Source organism: Arthrobacter sp. Hiyo1, assembly GCF_001263615.2.
Lineage (GTDB): Bacteria > Actinomycetota > Actinomycetes > Actinomycetales > Micrococcaceae > Arthrobacter.
The window spans coordinates 1,010,663-1,015,037 of record NZ_DF952469.1 but is presented as its reverse complement, the minus strand read 5'-3'; the positions used below and the strand labels follow the sequence as shown (position 1 = coordinate 1,015,037).

General features: G+C 64.0%; 2 protein-coding genes and 3 pseudogenes. 1 reads left to right on the top strand and 4 read right to left on the bottom strand.

The genetic code is table 11. From position 1 onward, the window contains the following. The 4 genes and pseudogenes from AHiyo1_RS25505 to AHiyo1_RS08920 form a co-directional block, all read right to left on the bottom strand. Positions 1-192: pseudogene (locus AHiyo1_RS25505) on the bottom strand (DUF4032 domain-containing protein); the annotation flags it as partial. Between the two features lie 88 nt (positions 193-280). After that, entirely contained in the window at positions 281-1,363 is a 1,083-nt protein-coding gene (locus tag AHiyo1_RS08930; RefSeq protein ID WP_059388327.1) for an ABC transporter ATP-binding protein, read from the bottom strand. A 192-nt stretch (positions 1,364-1,555) separates the two neighbouring features. Beyond that, entirely contained in the window at positions 1,556-2,380 is an 825-nt protein-coding gene (gene otsB / locus AHiyo1_RS08925; protein ID WP_059388326.1) for a trehalose-phosphatase, read from the bottom strand. Continuing rightward, positions 2,370-3,859 (bottom strand): annotated as a pseudogene (locus AHiyo1_RS08920) (alpha,alpha-trehalose-phosphate synthase (UDP-forming)). Before AHiyo1_RS08920 ends, otsB begins: the two are co-directional and overlap by 11 nt. Before the next feature lie 180 nt (positions 3,860-4,039). Between AHiyo1_RS08920 and AHiyo1_RS26450 the strand changes: the two are divergent. Beyond that, positions 4,040-4,375, top strand: a pseudogene (locus AHiyo1_RS26450) (DsbA family protein); the annotation flags it as partial.

The following is a 4,375-nucleotide window of genomic DNA, read 5'->3' as shown; positions in this document are numbered from 1 at the left end:
CTTCGAGTGCGATGTGCCAGGGGAGGTCCAGGAGCTCGGGATCCGCCGCCGCTGCGGTGATGTTGAGGGATCCGATGACACTTGCCGGCGGTGCCGCGTCATTGCGCTCGCAGCCTCGGTGCGCGGGAGTTTGCCGATCTGCGCGTAGTCGGTGGGTTCGTCATGCCACTTGGCACCGCTTTGCTCGGTCATGGGTCAATTCTTCCGTATGGAGGCTGTTGTTAACGACGACGGCGGCCCGTCCACTCGGAAGGGCCGCGTCGGTAATGCGGTGTGGGTGTCAGTCGCCCAGGCGCAGGCCCGACTTGGTGTCGAACAAGTGCACGTGGCCCGACTGCGGACGGACGAAGATGGACTCGCCCTTCATCGGGGGACGGCGGCCGTCGACGCGGGCCACGATGTCGTGGCTCTTGCCGTCAAGCGTGGTGTGGCCGTAGACGTAGGCATCGGCGCCGAGCTCTTCGACGACGTCGACCTCAACTTCGAGGCCCTCGCCGGCGCCAACGGTCTCGAGGTCTTCCGGACGGGAACCGAGCGTGACGGTCTTGCCGTGTGCCTCTTCGAGGACATCGTGCGGTACCGGGTAAACCGTGCCACCGAACTGGACGCCGCCGTCGACGACCGGCAGTTCCAGCAGGTTCATTGCGGGGGAACCGATGAATCCGGCAACGAAGACGTTCTTCGGGCGGTCGTACAGGTTGCGCGGGGTGTCTACCTGCTGCAGCAGTCCGTCCTTGAGGACGGCAACGCGGTCACCCATGGTCATGGCCTCGACCTGGTCGTGGGTCACGTAGACGGTGGTGACGCCGAGTCGGCGGGTCAGGGATGCGATCTGCGTGCGGGTCTGCACGCGGAGCTTGGCGTCCAAGTTGGAAAGCGGCTCATCCATGAGGAAGACCTGCGGGTTACGGACGATTGCGCGGCCCATGGCAACACGCTGACGCTGGCCACCGGAGAGGGCCTTCGGCTTGCGGTCCAGGTACTGCTCAAGGTCAAGAAGCTTGGCTGCTTCGCGGACACGCTCGGCACGCTCTTCCTTGGAAACGCCGGCGATCTTGAGTGCGAAGCCCATGTTGTCCGCAACGGTCATGTGCGGGTACAGAGCGTAGTTCTGGAAGACCATTGCGATGTCGCGGTCTTTCGGCGGGACGTCCGTGACGTCGCGGTCGCCGATCAGAATGCGGCCGGAGTTCACATCCTCGAGGCCTGCGAGCATGCGCAGGGAGGTGGACTTACCGCAACCGGAGGGTCCAACGAGGACCAGGAATTCGCCGTCGGCGATGTCGATGTTGAGCTTATCGACGGCGGGCTTATCTGTGCCCGGGTACAGACGCGTAGCGTTATCAAAAGTAACTGTTGCCACAGTTATCAATCCCTTCACCGGCAGGTACGTGCCGGACGATCCGTTGTGAATGGTTCATGTTTATTCAGTTGGACTCCCAGCTGGGCTGGGCCCGGGCAAGGGAGACTGAGTGACGCCGCACGGTAGTTGTGCGCCACATCACAACCAAGAGTATGGCAGCAGCCCGGGTTATTCGCCTAAATGTTACGAACGTCACATGTGAGATGAGTCTTCCGAGACCTCGCGGCGACGTTCGCGAAGGACCGCTTCCAGGAGCTCGGCGACGTGGACAGGGGCCTCGACGCGGAACTCGGCCTGGGTGAAATCCAGCCCGACTTTCACCCCGACATCCCCGGCGCCGAGTCTGGCGATCGCGTCCTCGTCCGTCACATCGTCGCCCGCGAAAAGGATCCCCGTAGCAGAGGTTGCATGGCGCAGGAACTCGACCGCCTCGCCCTTGGAGGAATGCACCACCGAGGTCTCGAGGACACGTTTGCCGTTCTTGAGGAACACTCCCGGGCGACCTTCAAGGACCGCGCGCGCAGCGGCGACGGCGTCCTCCGCTACGTCATCGTCGGCTCGGCGCGTATGGAGTACGACGCCGGCAGGCTTGTCTTCGAGGACCGTCCCCGGAGCTTCCTGCGAGATTCCGGCCAGGACCTCGCGGACTTCGGCAAGGAGCTCCCTTTGGGCGTCGTCCAGTTGGAGTTCCGCCGAACCGGGGCCCATCCAGGCCTCCGCGCCATGGCTGCCGATCAGCAGCGTTGCCTCGGGAGGGGAGGCGACCGCCCGCAGGCTGGCCAGTGCCCGCCCGGAGATGAGCGCCGTTGTCGTCCTCGGGAGTTTGGCGAGTTCAGCGAAAGCAGTGGCTGAGCGCTGGAGCGGCCGCGCGGCGTCGGCGTGGTCCACGATCGGGGAGATGGTGCCGTCAAAGTCCATCGCCACCAAAAGGTGGTCGGTTCGCGCGATCCTGCGGACGGCGTCGAGCAGTTCGGGCGTCAGGCTCAGCGGGGGAGTGGCTGCTGTCTCAGGAGTCATCGCGCACCACGGTTTCTGCCAGGGCCGAGAGGAATTCGGCCGACCAATGATCGACGTCGTGGTCGAGGATTTGCTTGCGCATGGACTTCATCCGGCGGCGTGATTCATTCGGGGGCAGGTTCACGGCCCTCATGATGGTGTTCTTCAGTCCGTCGATGTCGTGCGGATTCATGAGGAGGGCTTGCTTGAGTTGATCGGCCGCGCCGGTGAATTCACTGAGGACCAAGGCGCCCGTGTTGTTGGTCCGGGCTGTGACATATTCTTTGGCCACGAGGTTCATGCCGTCACGCAATGCCGTCACCAGCATGACGTCGGCCGCGAGGTACAGCGCGACCATTTCCTCGACCGGGTAGCTGTGGTGGAGGTAGCGGACGGCGGTGTTCTGCATGGTGTCGAAGCTGCCGTTGATGTGGCCTACGGTGCCTTCAATCTCTTCCCGCAGGAGCCGGTACTGCCGCACGCGCTCGCGGCTGGGGCTCGCAACCTGGATCAGTGTGGCGTCCTCCACCGTGAGCCGTCCCTCTTTGAGGAGTTCCTCAAAGGCCTTCAGGCGGTGGGGGATGCCCTTGGTGTAGTCGAGGCGGTCCACGCCCAGGAGGATGGTTTTGGGGTTACCGAGGTCCTGGCGGATCTGCCGGGAACGTTCGATGATGTCCGGGCGCTCCGCGAGCTCGCTGATTTGATCCACGGCGATGGAGATCGGGAAGGCCTGTGCGCGGGCAATATGGGTGATCTGCCCATCCGCTCCCTTGACGTGGACTTGCTGCTGCTTGACGCTTGCACCAATAAAGCGGCGTGCCGAGCGCATGAAGTTTGCCGCGTCGCTGGGGCGCTGGAAACCCACCAGGTCGGCGCCGAGCAGGCCTTCGATGATGGCCTGGCGCCATGGCAACTGGGCGAAGATCTCCGGCGGCGGGAACGGGATGTGGTTGAAGAAGCCGATGCGCAGGTCCGGGCGCGCCCGGCGGAGCATGCTCGGCACGAGCTGGAGTTGGTAATCCTGCACCCACACGGTGGCTCCGTGGTCTGCGTGGTGGACCACGCGTCGGCGAAGCGCTGGTTGACCCGGCGGTAGCTGTCCCACCAGGTGCGGTGGAACTCGGGCGGGGCAATGACGTCGTGGTAAAGCGGCCAGAGAGTGGCGTTGGAGAACCCTTCGTAATAGAGCTCAACATCGCGCGTGCTGAGTTCCACGGGAATCAGGTCCATGCCGCCGTGGCTGAAGGGTTCCAACGCTTCGTCCGGCGCGCCGTGCCAGCCCACCCACGCGCCGTCGGTCTTGGTCATCATCGGCGCAAGGGCAGTCACCAGGCCGCCCGGAGAGCGGCGCCAGCCTTCCTCGCCGTTTTCCGCGTCATCGCTGGTGTAACGGTCTACCGGAAGGCGGTTGGAGACCACCATGAAATCGTGTTTCCGGGCCCTTGGAGCCTGATTGCCTTCGGGTGCGCTGTCGGTTTTTTCGCTTGCCGTTTGTTGCATTGCTGCCCCCTGGGGTTGCCTGTGACTCATCTCCCACCCTACCGGCGGGAATCATCGAGGACACTTGCTCGTTCCTCAGACTGGAGTCGAAGACCCCAGCAAAGCTGCCGGTCTTCTCCCGTAAACTGGCACCGTTGCCCTAGCTAAAAACCAACGCCGTCGATAAATCACGAGGAACTGATGAGCCCCGCAAACGAACCACGCCTGTCCAAGGCAGAGCGCACCGCCCAGGCCCGCGAAAAGGCCCGCGAGATCCGCGAAGCTCAGCTGAAGAAGGACAAGCGCAATAAGTTGCTCATCGGATGGGGCATTGTGGTTGCCGTTGTGGCGATCCTCGCGGTCATTGCCCTCGTGTTCACCCAGAACATTGTGAACAACGCCCCGATCGCCGATCAGGGCCCGACGCCGGCCAACGCCAACGCGCACGGCGGCGTGACGCTGCTGAAGGGCACCGATGTGGCGAAGGTGGCCGCCGGTACCGTCAGCCTGGCGTCCCTGCCATCAGCCCCGGCCACC

Bases quoted from the DNA above. Each gene is read 5' to 3' on its own strand.
- otsB (WP_059388326.1), bottom strand. From the start codon at position 2,380: ATGACTCCTGAGACAGCAGCCACTCCCCCGCTGAGCCTGACGCCCGAA.